The organism is Streptomyces sp. NPDC006687 (assembly GCF_040636215.1).
Taxonomy (GTDB): Bacteria; Actinomycetota; Actinomycetes; order Streptomycetales; family Streptomycetaceae; genus Streptomyces.
Genome location: NZ_JBEYJJ010000022.1, coordinates 21,221 through 39,686, shown reverse-complemented (window position 1 = coordinate 39,686; position 18,466 = coordinate 21,221). Strand labels below are relative to the sequence as shown.

Genomic DNA, 18,466 nt, shown 5'->3' with positions numbered 1-18,466 from the left:
CGTTGCGGGACACCACACTTCAGGAGGCCATGTGCCCAGCCCCACGTCTCCCGTCCAGGAAATCTGGTTCCTCACGGGCAGCCAGCGCCTGTACGGGGAGGAGACGCTGCGACAGGTCGCCGGACAGTCGCGGCAGATAGCCGCCGCGCTGGCCGACTCCTCCGGCATCCCCGCGCGCGTCGTGTGGAAGCCGGTGCTCACCGACGCCGACGCCATCCGCCGGGTCTGCCTCGAAGCGAACGCCGAGGACCGGTGCACCGGGCTCATCGCCTGGATGCACACCTTCTCGCCGGCGAAGATGTGGATCGCCGGACTGGACGCGCTGCGCAAGCCGCTGCTCCACCTGCACACCCAGGCGAACAAGGCCCTGCCCTGGGACACGATCGACATGGACTTCATGAACCTCAACCAGGCCGCCCACGGCGACCGCGAGTTCGGGTACGTCCAGGCCCGCCTGGGCGTGCCCCGCAAGACCGTGGCCGGCCACGTCAGCGACCCGGTGACGCGGGCACGCGTCGCGGTCTGGGCGCGGGCGGCGGCGGCCCGGTCCGAGCTGGCGACCCTCAGGCTCGCCCGTTTCGGCGACAACATGCGCGACGTGGCCGTCACCGAAGGGGACAAGGTCGAGGCCCAACTGCGCTTCGGCGCCTCGGTCAACACCTACGGCGTCAATGATCTGGTGGAGGTCGTCGACAGCGCGGACGAGAGCGAGGTGACCTCCCTCGTCGAGGAGTACGCGGACCTCTACCGCCTGGCGCCGGAGCTGCGGCCGGGGGGCGGAAGGCACGACTCGCTGCGCTACGCGGCCCGCATCGAAGCCGGACTGCGCACCTTCCTCACCGCAGGCGGCTTCAGGGCCTTCACCACCAATTTCGAGGACCTGGGCGGACTGCGCCAGCTGCCCGGCCTCGCGGTCCAGCGGCTCATGGCCCAGGGGTACGGCTTCGGAGGGGAGGGCGACTGGAAGACCGCCGTCCTGCTGCGCGCCCTCAAGGTGGCCGCCGCCGGCCTCCCCGGGGGCACCTCCTTCATGGAGGACTACACGTACGACATGACGCCCGGCGAGGAACTGATCCTCGGCGCGCACATGCTGGAGGTCTGCCCCTCGCTCACCACCGCAAGGCCCAGCTGCGAGATCCACCCCCTCGGCATCGGCGGGCGGGAGGACCCGGTCCGTCTGGTGTTCGACGCCGCCCCCGGCCCGGCGGTCGTGGTCGGTCTCGCCGACCTCGGCGACCGCTTCCGCCTGGTCGCCAACGACGTCGACGTCGTGGCGGCCCCGCACCCGCTGCCAGCCCTGCCCGTCGCCCGCGCTGTCTGGCGGCCCCGCCCCGACCTGCGGACCTCCACCGAATCCTGGCTGACGGCCGGAGGGCCGCACCACACCGTCCTCAGCACCGCCCTGACCTCCGAACACCTCGACGACCTCGCGGAGATGATCCGCCTGGAACTCCTCCTCATCGAGAAGACCACCACCACCCGGCAGTTCCGGCGCGAGCTCCGCTGGAACCAGGCGTACCACCGGCTGGCACGGGGGCTGTGAGAGGGGCGTACACACGCCCGGCCGTATGGGAGCGCTCCCACTCTGCGGACTCCGAGTGGGGGCGTCAAGACGCGTGCGGGGTCGAAAGCCTTTCGCCGAGGAATGTGTCCGACCCCCTTTTCCTCGGCGTCAGTTGGCGCTACGGTCTGGCCCCAACCAGTGGGAGCGCTTCCACCGATCGGCGCTCCACGAGCGTCGCCTCGCTCTCTTCCCGGTCGCGGCCCGGCCCTTTCCGGCTGCGACCGCGAGTCCCCACCACCCGCGGACACGCGTTCACCGGGCCGCACCCTGGCCTGGTCGGCGTCCGTACTCCCCCCGTGCGAGGCAACGCCCCCACAACGGCGCCGGGCCCGACGACGGCCCGCGCGCCCCGGCCCGAAAGGCACCCCACCACATGAGCCGCGTCATCCCCCGCACCGCGCTACTGGCCGCCCTCGGTCTCGTCACGGCCGCCGGCGCCACCGCCACCGTGTTCGGCACCCCCGCCGGCGCCACCGCCGCCGGCTGCAAGGTCGAGTACCAGATCACCAACCAGTGGAACAACGGCTTCGGCGCCAACGTGATCGTCACGAACACCGGCGACCCGGTCGCCTCCTGGACCGTGGAGTGGTCCTACGCCAACGGCCAGCAGGTCACCCAGGGCTGGAACGCCGCGATCAGCCAGTCGGGGGCGGCCGTCACGGCCAAGAGCCTCTCGTACAACGGCTCGCTGGCCACCGGCGGTTCGACGTCGTTCGGGTTAAACGGCTCCCACAACGGCACCAACGCCGTGCCCGCGGCGTTCAAGCTGAACGGAGTCACCTGCAACGGCGCCACCACACCCCCCACCACACCGCCGACGACACCGCCCACCACCCCGCCCACCACGCCTCCGCCCTCGGGCGGCAAGGTCGACAACCCCTACGCGGGGGCCAGGGTGTACGTGAATCCCGAGTGGTCCGCCAAGGCGGCCGCCGAGCCGGGCGGCACGAGGGTGTCGAACCAGCCCACCGCCGTCTGGCTGGACCGCATCGCCCTCGTCACGGGCACCAGCGGCAAGATGGGCCTGCGCGACCACCTCGACGCGGCCCTGGCGCAGAAGGGCAGCGGCGAACTCGTCGTCCAGCTGGTGATCTACGACCTGCCCGGACGGGACTGCTCCGCCCTCGCCTCCAACGGCGAGCTGGGCCCGACCGAGATCGACAAGTACAAGACGCAGTTCATCGACCCGATCGCCGCGATCCTCGCCGATCCCAAGTACGCCGGTCTGCGGATCGTCACCGCCGTCGAGATCGACTCGCTGCCGAACCTCGTCACCAACGTCTCGGGCCGCCCGACGGCCACCCCCGCCTGCGACGTGATGAAGGCCAACGGCAACTACATCAAGGGGGTCGGCTACGCGCTGAACAAGCTGGGCTCGGTCCCCAACGTCTACAACTACGTGGACGCGGGCCACCACGGCTGGCTCGGCTGGGACGACAACTTCACCGCCTCCGCGCAGATGTTCCAGCAGGCCGCGACCGCCGAGGGCTCCACCCTCTCCAAGGTGCACGGCTTCATCGTGAACACCGCCAACTTCAGCGCGCTGAAGGAGGACCACTTCACGATCGACGACTCGGTGGGCGGCACCTCCGTACGCCAGTCCAAGTGGGTCGACTGGAACCGCTACACCGACGAGCTGTCCTACGCCCAGGCCATGCGGGCCAAGGTGGTCTCCCTCGGCTTCGACGCCGGCGTCGGCATGCTCATCGACACCTCCCGCAACGGCTGGGGCGGCACGGCCCGCCCGACCGGACCCGGCGCGACGACCAGCGTGGACTCCTACGTCAACGGCGGCCGCTACGACCGGCGCATCCACCTCGGCAACTGGTGCAACCAGGCGGGAGCCGGACTCGGCGAACGGCCGAAGGCGGCCCCCGCGCCCGGCATCGACGCCTACGTGTGGATGAAGCCTCCGGGCGAGTCGGACGGGGCGAGCAAGGAGATCCCGAACAACGAGGGCAAGGGCTTCGACCGGATGTGCGACCCCACCTACACGGGCAACGTCCGCAACGGCAACAGCATGTCGGGCGCGCTCCCGGACGCCCCGCTCGCCGGGCAGTGGTTCTCCGCCCAGTTCCAGGAACTCATGAAGAACGCCTACCCGGCTCTGTGACGGCCCGCCGGTGAAGGCCCCGGAACCGTACCGATCCGTCCGGATTCCGTACGGGTCCGGGGCGCAGCGCGTTCAGGGCCCGGCAGCGTGCGGAGCCCGCCCGGACCTGCCGCCCTCAGGAGGAGTCGCGCACGACGAGCTCGGTGGGCAGGACCCGGCGCCGCTCCTCCCCCGCCACCGGACCGGCTCCGGCGGCTTCCGCGATCTTCTCCAGCAGGAGCCGGGTCATCGTGCGGCCCATCTCCTCGATCGGCTGGCGCACGCTCGTCAGGGGCGGATCCATCAGACGGGCCACCACCGAGTCGTCGACGCCGACGAGGGCCACGTCCTCGGGGACCCGTCGCCCGGCCTCGCGCAGCACCCCGCGCGCGCCCGCCGCCATCACGTCGGAGGCGGCGAAGACCGCGTCCAGGCCGGGGGCGCGCTCCAGCAGTGCGCGCATCGCCCGCCTTCCGCCCTCCTCGGTGAAGTCCGCGGTGGCCACGAGCGCCTCGTCGGGCGCGATCCCCGCCTCGGCCAGCCCCGCGCGATAGCCTCCGAGACGGGCGCGGGCCACGTACATGTCGGACGGGCCGCCGATGGTCGCGATCCGGCCGCGGCCCCGGCCCACCAGATGGGCGACGGCGGCGCGTCCGGCGCCGATGTTGTCGGAGTCCACGTAGTCGACGGGTTCGGCCTCGGAACGCCGGCCGTTCATGACGACCGGCAGCCCCAGCCGCGCGATCCGGTCGGGCAGGGGATCGTCCCCGTGGACGGACGCCAGCAGGACGCCGTCGACCCGCTGGGCGGCCAGGTAGTGCTCGAACCGTCGCCGCTCCGCCTCGGTCCGGACCAGGGTCAGCAGCAACTGCTGGTCGGCCTCGGCGAGTTCGGCGCTGACACCGCGGATCAGGTCCAGGAAGTACGGCTCCGAGAACACCCGGGCCTCGGTCTCCGGGATGACCAGGGCGACCGCGTCGGTCCGGCTGCCGGCCAGCGCCCTGGCCGCCTGGTTGGGCACGTACCCGAGCTCGGCCACCGCGCGGGCGACGGCCTGCCGGGCCTGCTCGCTCACCCTCGGCGAGCCGTTGATCACGCGGGAGACCGTGCCCCGGCCGACGCCGGCCAGGGCCGCGACCTCCTCCAGAGTGGGCCTGCCGTTCCGCCGTCCGCTCACGTCTTTCGCACTCCCCTCGTGCATCGCACTCCGCGTGGGCCCCGATCCCGTGGACCAGGCACGATGATGGACCCACCGCGTCGCGCGGAGCACCCTACGCCGGAGAACCCTACGCCGGTGCACGTACGCCCGACGAACACGTGGGAGCGCTCCCACATTACCCCCGATCCCCGCCTCCACGCCACGCCAGCACCCTCCGGTGCCTTCGGTACCTCCAGCGCAAGGAATCCGTTCCCCTCTCTTGACACCCGCGCCCCCGAGGCAGCAGCCTTCCGGCAACGACATGGGAGCGCTCCCATACACAGCCGGCGGGACCCTGGCGCACAACGAGCACCACCTTGGACGAGGAGAGTGGAATGCGCACTTCCAGCAGCAGACGCGGGCGCGGGCGCCGCACCGCGGGCAACGCGCTCGTCGCGGCCGTCGCCCTCGTGACGGGCACGGCCTTGCTCGCCGGCTGCGCGGGCGACGACGGCGCGGACGCGGGCGCGGCCGACGGCGGGCAGATCAGGCTCCGGATCGGGACCTTCGGCTCCTTCGGCTACGACAACGCCACCGGGGCGAAGCTCTACGCCGAGTACGAGAAGTCCCACCCGAACATCAAGATCGAGGAATCGAATGTCGCGGACGGCCAGAAGTACTGGGACACGCTCAAGCTGCGCCTCTCGCGCGACAGCGGCCTCGCGGACATCCAGGCCCTGGAGGTGGGGTACATCGCCGAGGCGACCGGCCCCGCGTTGGCCGGCAAGTGGGTGGACCTGGGCACGACGGGCGGCGCGGACCTCGGCGCGTTCCTCGACTGGAAGGTCAAGCAGGCCACCACGGCCGACGGAAAGGTCATCGGGCTCGGCACGGACATCGGCCCGATGGCCATCTGCTACAACAAGGACCTCTTCGCCCGGGCCAAGCTGCCGACCGAGCGCTCGGAGGTGGCGAAGCTCTGGGAAGGCGACTGGGCCAAGTTCCTGGCGGCCGGGGAGACGTACCAGAGGAACGCCCCGGCCGGGACGGCCTTCCACGACTCCGCCAGCGGGCTGTTCAACGCCGTGATCTCCAGCGAGCCCGTGCAGTACGCCAACGCCAAGGGCGAGCTGGACTACGAGAACAGCCCGGGCGTGAAGAAGGCATGGGACACCGCCGTGGCGGCGGCGAAGGGCGAACTGACGGCGAAGCTGCGCCAGTTCGACGAGAAGGGCACGTGGAACGCGGCCTTCAAGAACTCCAGGTTCGCCACCGTCGCCTGCCCCAGCTGGATGACGGGCATCATCAAGGAACAGGCGGGGCCGGAGAACCAGGGGAAGTGGGACATCGCCGCGCCGCCCGTGGCCGGCAACTGGGGCGGCGCCTTCCTCGCCGTGCCGAAGTCGGGCAAGCACACCAAGGAGGCGGCGGAACTCGCCGCCTGGCTCACCGCTCCCGCCCAGCACGCGAAGGTCTTCGCGGTGAACGGCAACATCCCGTCCTCCAAAGACACGCTCGCCTCCCCCGTGGTCCAGGAGGCCAAGCTGCCGTACTTCGGTGACACCCCGGTCGGCAGGATCTACTCGCGGGCCGCGGCCGGCATCACGCCCGCCCCGATCAGCCGGTGGGACGGCCAGGTGAAGACCTTCCTCACCGACAACGGCATCCTCGACATCGAGCAGCGCGGCACCGACCCGGCGAAGGCGTGGGAGAACGTCAGGAAGCTGGTCCACGACAAGATCGACCGGTGACGGGGGCAGCCCGACGGCCCGCCGCCACCCGCCGCCTCTCCCCGGGTGAGGCGGGCCGTCGCCGGACGGCACCCCCGCATCACCGCACGCATCGACCTGGAAGGAAGCCCCCGTGGCCACCTCCGTACGGGCGACGGGCGGCTCCGCCCCGCCCGCCGACGCCGCCCCCGGCCCCCGCCCGCGCGTACAGCCGCCCTCCGGCCGGAGCGGCCGGCGCAGCACGCTGTACCGCCTCGACCTGAAGGCGGCCCCCTACCTGCTCGTCGCCCCCTTCTTCCTCACCTTCGCCGCCTTCGGGTTCTTCCCCCTCATCTACACGGGCTGGCTCTCGCTCCACCGGGTCGAGCTCGGCGGAGTCCCCCAGTGGAAGGGCATGGAGAACTACAGCGCCCTGGCGACCAGCGAGTTCTTCTGGAACGCGCTGGCCAACACCTTCACCATCGGTGTGATCTCGACCGTTCCCCAGCTGCTGATGGCCCTGGGCCTGGCCCATCTGCTCAACTACAAGCTCCGGGGCCGGGCGTTCTTCCGGGTCGCGGTCCTCGCCCCGTACGCCACCTCCATCGCGGCGGCGACGCTCGTCTTCGCCCAGCTGTTCAACACCGACTACGGCCTGATCAACACGGTGCTGGGCTGGGCCGGCTTCGGCCCGGTCGACTGGGAGTCCTCCAAGTGGCCCGCGCAGATCGCTATCTCGGTCATCGTGACGTGGCGCTGGACGGGCTACAACGCGCTCATCTACCTGGCGGCGATGCAGGCGGTGTCCCAGGACCTCTACGAGGCCGCGGTCCTGGACGGGGCTTCGCGCTGGCGCCAGTTCATCAGCGTGACGATTCCTTCCATCCGGCCGACGATCCTGTTCACCGTCGTCGTCTCGACCATCGGTGCCACGCAGCTGTTCGGCGAGCCGATGCTCTTCGGCGGCAGCGTCGGGATCAGCGGCGGCAGCGGCAACCAGTTCCAGACCCTGAGCCTGCTCATGTACGAGAAGGGCTGGGTCACCGGTGCGCTGGGCCAGGCGTCCGCCATCGCCTGGGTCATGCTGCTCCTGCTCCTGCTCATCGGCGGCCTCCAGGCCCTGGTCTCCCGCTCGCACCGCAACCACGACCGCGACCGCAGCCGCAGCCGCAACCGCGCCGACCGCACGCGTACGAAGGCGGGGAGCTGAACCATGGCCCGCACCCTCCCCACGACCACCCCCGTCGGCAGGACGCCGCAGGCCGGGCGCCTTCGCCCGTCGGCCGGCCGTCAGCACCACGCGGGACCGCTGACCTACGTCCTCCTCGGCCTGGCCGCCCTGGTCTCGCTCTTCCCCCTCTACTGGAACCTCGTCGCCGCCTCCCACACGGGCGAGCGCGTGGTCAAGGCGCCGGCGCCGCTCCTGCCCGGTCCCCGGCTGCTCGACAACCTCTCCTTCGCCTGGAACCAGGTCGACATGGGCGAGGCGCTCGTCAACACGACGTTGGTGGCCGGGCTGGTCGCGCTGTCGACCGTCCTGTTCTCCACCCTGGCCGGATTCGCCTTCGCCACCCTGCCCTTCAGGGGCCGGAGCGCGCTGCTGGCGCTGGTGGTGGCCACCATGGCGATCCCGCCTCAGCTCAGCGTGATCCCGCTCTACCAGATCATCACCGATCTCGGCTGGGTCGATCAGCTCCAGTCGGTCGTCCTGCCCTCGCTGGTGGCCGCGTTCGGGGTGTTCTTCATGCGCCAGTACCTCGTCGAGGCACTCCCGGTGGAGCTCGTGGAGGCGGCCAGGATGGACGGTGCGCACAGCCTGCGCGTCATCTGGCACGTGGTGTTCCCGGTGGCGCGGCCGGCGATGGCGGTCCTCGGGATGCTGGTCTTCGTCCAGGCGTGGAACGACTTCTTCTGGCCGTTCATCGCCCTCACCCCCGACGGCAGTCCGACCCTCCAGGTCGCCCTGGCCGGCCTCGGAGCGGGCAACCACACCGTCGACCAGGCCGTCGTGCTGACCGGTGCGCTCGTCTCCACGCTGCCGCTGCTGCTGGTCTTCGCCGTCCTCGGCAAGCACGTCGTGGGCGGCATCACCGCCGGCGCCGTGAAGAACTGACCTCATCCGAACCCGCGTTGGGAGCGCTCCATGACCGTGTCCGAGACCCGGCCCCCCACCACCCCCCGCACCTTCCCGTCCGGCTTCCTGTGGGGCACGGCCACCGCCGCCTACCAGATCGAGGGCGCCGCCCGTGAGGACGGCCGGACCCCGTCCATCTGGGACACCTTCTCGCACACCCCCGGCAAGGTCTTCGGGGGCCACACCGGTGACGTGGCCGTGGACCATTACCACCGTTTCTCCGAGGACGTCCGCCTCATGGCCGAACTCGGCCTGGGGGCCTACCGGTTCTCCGTCTCCTGGTCACGCGTCCAGCCGACCGGCCGGGGCCCCGCCGTCCAGAAGGGCCTGGACTTCTACCGCCGGCTCGTCGACGAGCTGCTCGCCGCGGGCATCGAACCGGCGCTCACGCTCTACCACTGGGACCTGCCGCAGGACCTGGAGGACGCGGGCGGCTGGCCGGAGCGGGCGACCGCCGGGCGGTTCGCCGAGTACGCGGGGCTCGTGGCCGATGCCCTCGGCGACCGGGTCAAGCGCTGGACGACGCTCAACGAGCCCTGGTGCAGCGCGTTCCTCGGCTACGGCTCCGGGGTACACGCCCCGGGACGGACCGACCCGGTCGCCGCCCTGCGCGCGGCCCACCACCTCAACCTCGCTCACGGCCTCGCCGTCCAGGTGCTGCGGGCCGCGCTGCCGGGTGACGCCCAGCTCGCGGTCTCCCTGAACCTCCACGCCGTCCGCCCGCTGACCTCCTCGGACGAGGACGGGGAGGCGGCCCGCCGCATCGACGCCGTCGGCAACCGGATCTGGCTGGGCCCGATGCTGGAGGGCGCGTACCCCCGGGACCTGCTCGCGGACACCGCGCACCTGACCGACTGGTCCTTCGTCCGGGACGGCGACACCGCGAGGATCCACCAGCCCCTGGACCTTCTCGCCGTGAACTACTACACCCCGACCGTCGTCTCGCACGTCGCGGAAGGCGCCGAGCGGCCGCGGGACGACGGCCACGGCCGCAGCGCGCACTCGCCCTGGCCCGGCGCGGACGAGGTCGCCTTCCACCGGGCGCCGGGCGAACGCACCGCGATGGGCTGGCCCGTCGACCCGGGCGCGCTCTACGACCTGCTCACCCGTACCGCCGCCCGCTACCCCGGCCTGCCCCTGGTCGTCAGCGAGAACGGCGCCGCCTACGAGGACGAGATCGGCCCCGACGGCTCGGTCCACGACCCGCGGCGCACCGCCTACGTCCACGCGCACCTCGACGCCGTGCACCGGGCGATCACGGACGGGGCGGACGTGCGGGGCTACTTCCTCTGGTCGCTGCTCGACAACTTCGAGTGGTCCTACGGCTACGCCAAGCGCTTCGGCGCCGTCCACGTCGACTACGACACCCTGGAGCGCACCCCCAAGTCGAGCGCGCTCTGGTACTCCCGCGTGGCCCGGACGGGACGGCTGCACGCTCCGGGCGACGCCGCGACGCCGTGACCGGCGGCTCACCCGGTCTGGCGGACCGGCAGCCGGGTGGGGTCGGCGATGATCCGCTGGACGGTCGACCACGCCGCGCCCAGGACCGGTCCGCCGCGCCCCAGGGAGGAGGGCCGCACCGCCTCCGGCGCCCAGGGCCGGACGGTGACCCGGGCGGCCAGTTCGGTGCGCAGCGGCGGGAGGAGCCAGTCGGCGAGTTCGGCGTAGGCGCCGCCCAGGACGAGGGCGTCGGGGTCGATCAGGTCGACCGCCGAGGTGAGGGCGAGGCCCAGCGCCCGTCCGGCACGGTCCAGGGCGCGCAGGGTCGCCGGGTCCCCGGCGCGCGCCCGTCCGGCCAGTACGGCCACCGGGTCCCCGGCGTCGTCCAGCCCGGCCTCGCGCAGGACGGCCCGTTCGCCCGCGTACTGCTCCAGGCAGCCGCGCGCCCCGCAGGGGCAGGGGGCGCCGTCCGGGTGGACGGGCAGGTGGCCGAGTTCGCCCGCGAATCCGCGGGCGCCCCGGAACAGCCGGCCGTCGATGACCAGTGCGGCGCCGATTCCGGCCTCGGCGGAGACGTGGACGAAGGTCTCGGCGGACTGTCCGCGCTGCCGCTGCTCGGCGAGCGCCCCGAGGTTGGCCTCGTTCTCCGGTTCGGGCACGGTGTGGGGGTCGGGCCAGTGGTCGGCGGGGCGGACGTCGTGCCAGCCGAGGTTGGGGGCGTGGGTGACCAGTCCGCCGGGGGTGTTCGGCACCACCCCGGGCACGGCCAGGACGCGGCCCTCGACGCGCAGGCCGAGGGCGGCGGCCTCGGACTCCGCGTCGGCGCCCAGCGCGGCGGCCTCCGCCAGCACCTGCCCGGCCGGCCGGCCCGCGTTGGCCCGCTCCACCCGCCGCCACACCCGGGGTTCGCCGCGCAGGTCCACCACGCAGGCGGCGAGATGGGTGACGCCGATCTCCAGGCCGAGGCCGGCGGGGCCCCGGTCGTTCAGGGCCAGGGCCCGGCCGGGGCGGCCGACGCGTCCGCTGGGCGCGGTCTGCGTCTCGGTCAGTGCGGCGCGGCCGATGAGCTCGTCGACCAGGGAGGAGACGGCCGGCCTGGTCAGGCCCGTGTGTCCGGCGACGTCGGCCCGGGAGAGCGGGCCGTGCGCGGCGACCGCGCCGGTCACCGCCGCGAGGTTCTGCCGGCGCATCCCCTGCTGCGAGGCGGGCGCGCTCTCCACGCTCCTGCCCGCCCTGCCGATCGCCGTCATGGTCCCGGCCCTCCTATCGTCCGTCCGGCGGGACCTGTTGCAGGGCCCGTGCCCGCCGCAGCGTACTGGTGATCCGTTCGAGCGCGTCGTCGTCACGGGGGACGGGGTCGAGCACCCGGCCCTCCGCGGTCCGCCAGCGGCGGGCGACGGCGTCGGCTGGCTCACCGGTGAGCAGGGCGGTGGCCTGGGCGGCGGCTCCGAGCGCGACGAGTTCGCGGGCCTCGGGCACCTGGACGGCCCGGCCGGACAGCCGCAGGACCGTACGCTGCCAGGCCCTGCCCCTGGCTCCGCCGCCGATCAGCAGCAGGGGTTCGTCCGTCGGGCGGCTCTCGCCGCCGGCCCGCAGTACGGCGTCCAGGGCCGTGAGCAGGGCGTGGGCGGCGCCGTCGTAGGCGGCCTGGAGCAGCCGGCCCGGGGTGGTGTCGTGGCGCAGGCCGTGGACCAGGCCGGAGGCGTCCGGGAGGTCGGGGGTGCGCTCGCCGTCCAGGTAGGGAAGCACCACCACCGTGCCGCCTTCCTCGACGTCCTCGCGGTCGCGGCCGAGGAGGGCGGCGAAGCGGTCGACGGCCAGGGTGCAGTTGAGGGTGCAGGCGAGCGGCAGCCAGCCGCCGAGGGCGTCGGCGAAGCCGGCGACGGCGCTGTCGGTGCCGGTGGGACGGGTGCGGCCGACGGTGTAGACGGTGCCCGAGGTACCCAGGCTCAGCACCGGACGTCCGGGGGTCAGGCCGAGCCCGAGCGCGGCGGCCATGTTGTCCCCGGTCCCGGTGGCCACGGGCGTGCCCTCGCGCAGGGGCGTTCCGGCGCGGGCCCGGCCCGCCCGGGCGCCGGGCGGGAGGACCTCGGGGAGCAGTGCGCTGGGCAGTCCGATCCGGGCGAGGACCTCCTGGTCGTAGCCGTCGGGGCCCCACCACCCGGTGCCCGAGGCGTCACCGCGGTCCGTCACCGGCTCACCGGTCAGCCGCTCGGTGAGGAAGTCGTGGGGAAGCCGGACGGCGGCGACGCGGTCGGCGGTGGCCGGCTCGTGGGCGCGCAGCCAGGCCCACTTGGCGGAGGTGAAGGCGGCCGTCGGGACGCTGCCGGTGCGGCGGGCCAGCTCCGCGGGGCCGAAGGCGGCCGCGAGCGCGGTGGCCTGCGGGGCGGAGCGGACGTCGTTCCACAGCAGGGCCGGGCGCAGGGGCCGGCCGGCCGGGTCGAGGGTGACCAGGCCGTGCTGCTGGCCGGCGACCGAGCAGGCGGCGGCGCGGTCGGCCCAGCCGGTGGCCGCCATCGCCTCGCCGAGCGCCCGCCACCACTGCTCGGGGTCGCTCTCGCGCCCCGGACCCGCGCTGACGGCGTGCGCGGCGCGGCCCTCGCCCAGGACGGCGCCGGTCTCCAGGTCGAGGGCGAGTGCCTTGGTGGACTGGGTCGAGCTGTCGACGCCGATCACGACACGCTGAGCGGCCATGGGGTCCCTCCGGTGGGGTTCCTTCTTCCGTCCCGGCATACTAATTTGTTTTTCGCCCTTACAAACAGACCCACGCCCCGATGCGGAGCCCTCCATGACCAGTGACCCGCTCGTCCCCACCCCCGCGCACAAGTTCACCTTCGGCCTGTGGACCGTCGGCTGGCAGGGTCGGGACCCCTTCGGCGACCCGACCCGGCCGGCCCTCGACCCCGTCGAGAGCGTGCACCGGCTGGCCGGCCTCGGCGCCTACGGCGTCACCTTCCACGACGACGACCTGATCCCCTTCGCCGCCGGCGAGGGCGCCCGGGAGCAGGCGGTCAAGCGCTTCCGCGCCGCACTCGACGCGGCCGGGCTGAAGGTGCCGATGGCCACCACGAACCTCTTCACCCACCCGGTGTTCAAGGACGGCGCCTTCACCGCCAACGACCGGGACGTGCGCCGGTACGCGCTGCGCAAGACGATCCGCAACATCGACCTGGCGGTCGAGCTCGGCGCCACGGTCTACGTCGCCTGGGGCGGGCGCGAGGGCGCGGAGTCGGGCGCGGCCAAGGACGTGCGCGCCGCCCTCGACCGGTTGAAGGAGGCGTTCGACCTGCTGGGCCAGTACGTCGACGAGCAGGGCTACGACCTGCGCTTCGCGATCGAGCCCAAGCCGAACGAGCCGCGCGGCGACCTGCTCCTGCCCACCATCGGCCACGCCCTGGCGTTCATCGACGCGCTGGAGCGGCCCGAGCGGGTCGGGGTCAACCCCGAGGCCGGCCACGAGCAGATGGCCGGGCTGAACTTCCCGCACGGCATCGCCCAGGCCCTGTGGCACGGCAAGCTGTTCCACATCGACCTCAACGGCCAGACCGGAGTCAAGTACGACCAGGACCTCCGCTTCGGCGCGGGCGACCTGCGCCAGGCGTTCTGGCTGGTCGACCTGCTGGAGTCGGCGGGCTACGACGGGCCGCGCCACTTCGACTTCAAGCCGCCGCGCACGGAGGACTCCGACGGCGTCTGGGCCTCGGCGGCGGCCTGCATGCGCAACTACCTGCTCCTGGCGCAGCGTTCCCGCGCCTTCCGGTCCGATCCGGAGGTCCAGGAGGCGCTCGCCGCTTCCCGGCTGCCCGGACTCTCCATCCCCACGGCCGAGGACGGCCTGGCCGGGCTCCTGGCCGACCGGTCGGCCTTCGACGGTTTCGACACCGAGGCCGCCTCCCGCCGCGGCATGGCCTTCGAACAGCTGGACCAGCTCGCCCTCGAACACCTCCTCGGCGCCCGCTGACGGGAGGCGGGGGGAGCCTTTCTGGCGGAAGGTTATGTTAGCGCTAACAATCCCTCCCCCGGAAGGACCTCCCGCCCGAGATCAGCGGGGTCCGGACGCACCCGACCCACTGACGTTCCCGGAGGACTCCGGCCCCACGCACCACCGTTGACCCACGATGACCGAACAAACCCTTGACGACGCTCTTGTGAGCGTTAACACTCAGGATCGCCAGGCCGGGCCGCTCCCACCCCGGCGCTTCGTCCGGTGCGAGGAAGCGACACCCGTCCGGCCCCGCTCGACCGCTTCCGGTTCCCCCGGCCGGATCGCACTGTGCCGGTCGCGGAACATCACTGGAGGAACTGTGCGGAAGCTTTCAGCGGGCCTCGTCACCCTGGGCCTGGCGCTGTCGCTGGCGGCCTGCGGCCAGAGCGCCAACGGAGCCGGCGACAGCGGGGGCGGCAAAGACGCCCAAGGTGGTCTCGTCGGCATCTCGATGCCGACCAAGTCCTCGGAGCGCTGGATCAACGACGGCGCCAACATGGTCAAGGAGTTCCAGGCCAAGGGGTACAAGACCGACCTCCAGTACGGCGACAACGTCGTGGAGAACCAGGTCTCCCAGGTGGAGAACATGATCACCAAGGGGGCCAGGCTGCTGGTGATCGCCGCCATCGACGGTTCCTCGCTCACCAACGTGCTCCAGCGGGCCGCCGACGCCCATGTCCGCGTCATCTCCTACGACCGGCTGATACGCGGCACGGGCAACGTCGACTACTACGCGACCTTCGACAACTTCAAGGTCGGCGTCCTCCAGGGCAGTTACATCGTCGACAAGCTCGGCCTCAAGGACGGCAAGGGCCCCTTCAACGTCGAGCTGTTCGCCGGCTCGCCGGACGACAACAACGCCGCGTTCTTCTACAACGGCGCGATGAGCGTCCTCAAGCCGTACATCGACAGCGGGAAGCTGGTCGTGCGCAGCGGCCAGACCACCCTGGAGCAGACCGCCACGCTGCGCTGGGACGGCGGTCTCGCCCAGTCCCGGATGGACAACCTGCTGAGCAAGTCGTACACCACCGCCCGCGTCGACGCCGTGCTCTCCCCCTACGACGGTATCTCGATCGGCATCATCTCCTCGCTCAAGGGCGCCGGCTACGGAGCGGGCCGGCCCCTGCCCGTCGTCACGGGCCAGGACGGGGAGCTGGCCTCCGTGAAGTCGATCATCGCGGGCGAGCAAACACAGACCGTCTACAAGGACACCCGCCAACTGGCCAAGGCCGCGGTCCAGATGGGGGACGCGCTGCTGACCGGCGGCAAGCCCGAGGTCAACGACACCCGTCAGTACGACAACGGTGTCAAGACCGTTCCGGCGCAGCTGCTCCAGCCGGTCAGTGTCGACAAGGACAACTACCGGACGGTCCTGGTGGACAGCGGCCAGTACACCGCGGACCAGCTCAAGTAGCCCCCGGGCCCGACCCACGGGTCCGCGACGCCGAACCGGCGGTGCGGGCGCCCGGGAGACCGCCCGGCATCCGGGAGACCGCCCGGCACCGCACCGCCCCGACGATACGGATGCACAACCATGGCCCGACCCGTTCTGGAGATGCGGTCGATCAGCAAGACGTTTCCCGGTGTCAAGGCGCTCTCCGAGGTCAGCCTGACCGTCGCCGCCGGGGAGGTGCACGCCGTCTGCGGTGAGAACGGCGCCGGCAAGTCCACCCTGATGAAGGTGCTCAGCGGGGTCCACCCCCACGGCAGCTACGAAGGCGAGATCCGCTTCGAGGGCGCTCCCTGCCGGTTCCGGTCCATCCGGGCCAGCGAGGAGCGCGGCATCGTGATCATCCACCAGGAACTCGCGCTGGTGCCCTACCTGTCCATCGCGGAGAACATCTTCCTCGGCAACGAGCACGCGACCCGGGGCGTGATCAGCTGGCACCGCACCCTGACCCACGCCGCCGACCTGATCCGGCGGGTCGGACTCGACGAGAGCCCGCACACCAGGGTCGCCGATCTCGGCGTGGGCAAACAGCAGTTGGTCGAGATCGCCAAGGCGCTCGCCAAGAAGGTCAAGCTGCTCATCCTGGACGAGCCGACGGCCGCCCTGAACGACGAGGACAGCCGCAAGCTGCTCGACCTGATCCTCGCGCTCAAGGCGCAGGGCATCTCCTGCGTCCTCATCTCGCACAAACTGAACGAGATCGCCCGGGTCGCCGACTCCGTCACCATCCTGCGCGACGGGCGGACCATCGAGACCCTCGCCATCGGGCCCGAGGGCATCTCCGAGGAGCGGATCATCCGCGGCATGGTCGGCCGCGACCTGGAGCACCGCTACCCCGAGCGCACCCCGGCGGTCGGCGACGTCGCCTTCGAGATCGAGGACTGGAGCGTCCGGCACCCGATCGACCACCGGCGCACGGTGGTCGACGGCGTCTCGCTGAACGTCCGCCGAGGCGAGATCGTAGGCGTCGCGGGCCTCATGGGAGCCGGCCGCACCGAACTGGCCATGAGCGTCTTCGGCCGCTCCTACGGGCGCTGGACGGGCGGCCGGGTACGGCTGGACGGCCGCGAGATCCGCACCCGGACGGTGCCCGAGGCGATCGGTCACGGCATCGCGTACGTGACCGAGGACCGCAAGCGGTTCGGCCTCGTCCTCGGCGACGACATCAGCCGCAACGTCTCGCTGAGCGCCCTCGGCAAGGTCGCCCGGCGGGGCTGGGTCGACCGGCACGAGGAGGCGCGGGTCGCCGAATCGTTCCGGCGGTCCATGAACATCAAGGCCCCCTCGGTGTTCGCGCAGACCGGCAAGCTCAGCGGCGGCAACCAGCAGAAGGTCGTCCTCAGCAAGTGGATCTTCGCCGAGCCGGAGGTGCTGATCCTCGACGAGCCCACCCGGGGCATCGACATCGGCGCCAAGGCGGAGATCTACACGGTCATCGCCGAACTCGCCGCCCAGGGCAAGGCGGTCCTCGTCATCTCCTCCGAACTCCCCGAACTCCTGGGCCTGTGCGACCGGATCTACACCATGGCCGCGGGGCGGATCACCGGTGAGGTCGACCGCGCGGACGCCACCCAGGAATCCCTCATGCGCCTCATGACCATGAGTGCGGCATCCCCCGACAAGCAGGTGTGAGGCATGGCCCAGACGAAGACCACCCCGGACACCACGCCCAGCGGGCCGCGGACCGGCCCACCTCCCTCGGCGGGCGCGGTGCTGGCCCGGGCCCTGCGCGGCAACCTGCGGCAGTACGGGATGCTGCTCGCGCTGGCGCTGATCGTGCTGCTGTTCCAGTTCTGGACGGACGGCATCCTGCTCCAGCCGCTCAACATCACCAATCTGATCCAGCAGAACGGCTACGTCCTCATCCTGGCCATCGGCATGATGATCGTCATCATCGCCGGGCACATCGACCTGTCGGTCGGCTCGCTCGCCGCCTTCGTCGGGGCGGCCGCGGCGGTGATGATGGTCGAGCACCGGACGCCCTGGCCCCTGGCGCTGACGGCCGGACTGCTGATCGGGGCTCTCGCCGGCGCCTGGCAGGGGTTCTGGATCGCCTACCTGGGCATCCCCTCGTTCATCGTCACCCTGGCCGGCATGCTGCTGTTCCGCGGCGGGACCCAGATCCTCTTGCACGGCCAGTCGGTGGCGCCGTTCCCCAAGGGCTTCCAGAACATCAGCAGCGGCTTCCTCCCCGAGGTCGGCCCCCACACCGACTACCACAACCTCACGCTGCTGCTGGGCCTCGCGGTGCTGGCCGTCACGGTCTTGCAGGAGGTGCGCGGACGGCGGCGGGCCGCCTCGTACGGGCTGGAGCCGCTCCCGGCCGGGCTGTTCCTGCTGAAACTCGGCGCGATCACCGCGGCCGTGGTCGCGTTCACGCTGCTGCTGGCCAGCTACCACGGCGTGCCGGTCGTCCTGGTGATCCTCGGCGTCCTGCTGGCCGGATTCGGCTACGTGATGCGCAACTCGATCCTCGGCCGGCACACCTACGCCATCGGCGGCAACGAGGCGGCGGCGCGGCTGTCGGGGGTGAAGAGCAAGCGGGTCGTCTTCCTGGCCTTCGTGAACATGGGCGTCCTCGCGGCCCTCGCCGGGATGGTGTTCGCCGCGCGGCTCAACGCCGGAACGCCGCAGGCCGGCATCAACTTCGAGCTGGAGGCGATCGCCGCCGCCTTCATCGGGGGCGCCTCCGCGAGCGGCGGCGTCGGTACCGTCCTCGGCGCGCTCACCGGCGGTCTGGTGCTCGGCGTGCTGAACAACGGCATGTCACTGGTCGGGGTGGGGACCGACTACCAGCAGGTGATCAAGGGTCTGGTCCTGCTGGCGGCCGTCGGCTTCGACGTCTACAACAAGCGCAAGGCCCAGGGCTGATCCCGTGGCGACACGCACCGGACCGCACGGCTGCGCCGGCCTGGGACCCATGTCCGCGTCGGCCCTGGTGCCGGCGGCCCGGT

Annotated in this window: 13 protein-coding genes; 10 read left to right on the top strand and 3 right to left on the bottom strand. The window is 72.1% G+C overall.

The features are described from left to right. The first annotated feature begins 31 nt into the window (after positions 1–31). Positions 32–1,543 (top strand): L-arabinose isomerase, encoded by a 1,512-nt coding sequence (gene araA, locus ABZ716_RS22780; RefSeq protein WP_358961244.1) that lies wholly within the window; start codon positions 32–34, stop codon positions 1,541–1,543. A gap of 394 nt (positions 1,544–1,937) precedes the next feature. Further along, a complete protein-coding gene (locus ABZ716_RS22775) occupies positions 1,938–3,677 on the top strand; it encodes a glycoside hydrolase family 6 protein (protein ID WP_358961241.1) in 1,740 nt (579 codons plus the stop codon). A gap of 115 nt (positions 3,678–3,792) precedes the next feature. On the opposite strand, the gene ABZ716_RS22770 is transcribed toward ABZ716_RS22775, so the two are convergent. After that, on the bottom strand, positions 3,793–4,857 hold the full coding sequence (locus ABZ716_RS22770; RefSeq protein ID WP_358961238.1) for a LacI family DNA-binding transcriptional regulator: 1,065 nt from the start codon (positions 4,855–4,857) through the stop codon (positions 3,793–3,795). 332 nt (positions 4,858–5,189) lie between these two features. Between ABZ716_RS22770 and ABZ716_RS22765 the strand changes: the two genes are divergently transcribed. From ABZ716_RS22765 to ABZ716_RS22750, 4 genes are all read left to right on the top strand, one after another. Then, on the top strand, positions 5,190–6,545 hold the full coding sequence (locus tag ABZ716_RS22765; RefSeq protein ID WP_358961236.1) for an extracellular solute-binding protein: 1,356 nt from the start codon (positions 5,190–5,192) through the stop codon (positions 6,543–6,545). Between the two features lie 112 nt (positions 6,546–6,657). Continuing rightward, a complete protein-coding gene (locus ABZ716_RS22760) occupies positions 6,658–7,713 on the top strand; it encodes a sugar ABC transporter permease (RefSeq protein ID WP_358961234.1) in 1,056 nt (351 codons plus the stop codon). Between the two features lie 3 nt (positions 7,714–7,716). Continuing rightward, positions 7,717–8,616, top strand: coding sequence for a carbohydrate ABC transporter permease (locus ABZ716_RS22755; protein ID WP_358961231.1), 900 nt, complete (start codon positions 7,717–7,719; stop codon positions 8,614–8,616). 30 nt (positions 8,617–8,646) lie between these two features. After that, on the top strand, positions 8,647–10,098 hold the full coding sequence (locus ABZ716_RS22750) for a GH1 family beta-glucosidase (protein ID WP_358961229.1): 1,452 nt from the start codon (positions 8,647–8,649) through the stop codon (positions 10,096–10,098). A gap of 8 nt (positions 10,099–10,106) precedes the next feature. Here the strand turns inward: ABZ716_RS22750 and ABZ716_RS22745 are convergent, their stop codons facing one another. Together ABZ716_RS22745 and xylB are read right to left on the bottom strand one after the other, a co-directional pair. Beyond that, entirely contained in the window at positions 10,107–11,327 is a 1,221-nt protein-coding gene (locus ABZ716_RS22745) for an ROK family protein (RefSeq protein ID WP_358961227.1), read from the bottom strand. A 13-nt stretch (positions 11,328–11,340) separates the two neighbouring features. Next, positions 11,341–12,771 carry a xylulokinase gene (gene xylB, locus ABZ716_RS22740; protein WP_358961225.1) on the bottom strand — a complete coding sequence of 477 codons (1,431 nt, stop codon included), beginning with the start codon at positions 12,769–12,771 and terminating at the stop codon, positions 11,341–11,343. A gap of 94 nt (positions 12,772–12,865) precedes the next feature. On the opposite strand from xylB, the gene xylA reads away from it, so the two are divergent. The 4 genes from xylA (at position 12,866) to mmsB (ending at position 18,383) form a co-directional block, all read left to right on the top strand. Beyond that, positions 12,866–14,038 carry a xylose isomerase gene (gene xylA / locus ABZ716_RS22735; RefSeq protein ID WP_358961223.1) on the top strand — a complete coding sequence of 391 codons (1,173 nt, stop codon included), beginning with the start codon at positions 12,866–12,868 and terminating at the stop codon, positions 14,036–14,038. A gap of 343 nt (positions 14,039–14,381) precedes the next feature. Next, positions 14,382–15,476, top strand: coding sequence for a multiple monosaccharide ABC transporter substrate-binding protein (gene chvE / locus ABZ716_RS22730; RefSeq protein ID WP_358961220.1), 1,095 nt, complete (start codon positions 14,382–14,384; stop codon positions 15,474–15,476). Between the two features lie 120 nt (positions 15,477–15,596). Then, entirely contained in the window at positions 15,597–17,144 is a 1,548-nt protein-coding gene (mmsA, locus tag ABZ716_RS22725) for a multiple monosaccharide ABC transporter ATP-binding protein (RefSeq protein WP_358961218.1), read from the top strand. A gap of 3 nt (positions 17,145–17,147) precedes the next feature. Beyond that, on the top strand, positions 17,148–18,383 hold the full coding sequence (mmsB, locus tag ABZ716_RS22720) for a multiple monosaccharide ABC transporter permease (protein WP_358814237.1): 1,236 nt from the start codon (positions 17,148–17,150) through the stop codon (positions 18,381–18,383). The last annotated feature ends 83 nt before the right edge of the window (positions 18,384–18,466 follow it).